This window comes from Amphibacillus indicireducens (assembly GCF_039539605.1).
In the GTDB taxonomy this organism is placed as follows: domain Bacteria; phylum Bacillota; class Bacilli; order Bacillales; family Amphibacillaceae; genus Amphibacillus; species Amphibacillus indicireducens.
Genome location: NZ_BAABDL010000153.1, coordinates 1 through 626 on the forward strand (window position 1 = coordinate 1; position 626 = coordinate 626).

Annotated in this window: 1 protein-coding gene; it reads right to left on the minus strand. The window is 33.4% G+C overall.

Annotated features, from left to right (window positions below; genetic code table 11):
* Positions 1–54: 54 nt before the first annotated feature.
* Positions 55–531 carry an HAD family hydrolase gene (locus ABD814_RS12890; RefSeq protein WP_344914052.1) on the minus strand — a complete coding sequence of 159 codons (477 nt, stop codon included), beginning with the start codon at positions 529–531 and terminating at the stop codon, positions 55–57.
* Between the last annotated feature and the right edge of the window lie 95 nt (positions 532–626).

A 626-nucleotide genomic window follows, 5' to 3' on the forward strand; every position in this document is an offset into this window, starting at 1 on the left:
AAAAACAGCTTTTGAATGGCTTGACAGAGCCATTCAAAGCTGTTTTTGTCATTTTTAAGTGCGAAAGTCAGGACCAAGGAGTATGAACTTGACGACATTTAGCTGATTTTTTATTTGATCACTTAATTGATTTGTATGTATGAGACGATGATTGAATAAATCTTGCAGCTCGGCTATGGTCGAAATTTCTTGTTCGAATAAAATTTGATCTGCCGTTGTGACAAAATAATAGGCTGGATAATTCTTAATGCGCTCATAGAGCATCGTGGCTATTTTGGTAGTGAAATATTGGTTGAAAATTGTCTTATTTGCATCGTTAATGACATATGAACCGTTCTGACTCACACGGTGACCAGTTATTTTTAACTGCTCAAATAGATAAACAATATCCTGATCGGTACGCCCAGTTGCAAAAGCAATTTCAATCCCACGATTATACAAAGATTGAATCGCTAATTGATTTTCCTTTTCAACGTATTGATGGTCTTTTAATAATGTTCCATCGAGATCGGTAGCAAACAATTTAATCATTTAATCATCCCTTCGAAAAGTATCGTATTGTCAAAAATTTATAAGTAAAAACTTCCGTTTTTATTGATTTAATGCTATTAACCACAAAAAAACTT

Coding starts and splice junctions, on each gene's coding strand:
- ABD814_RS12890 (WP_344914052.1), bottom strand. CDS start 531: ATGATTAAATTGTTTGCTACCGATCTCGATGGAACATTATTAAAAGAC.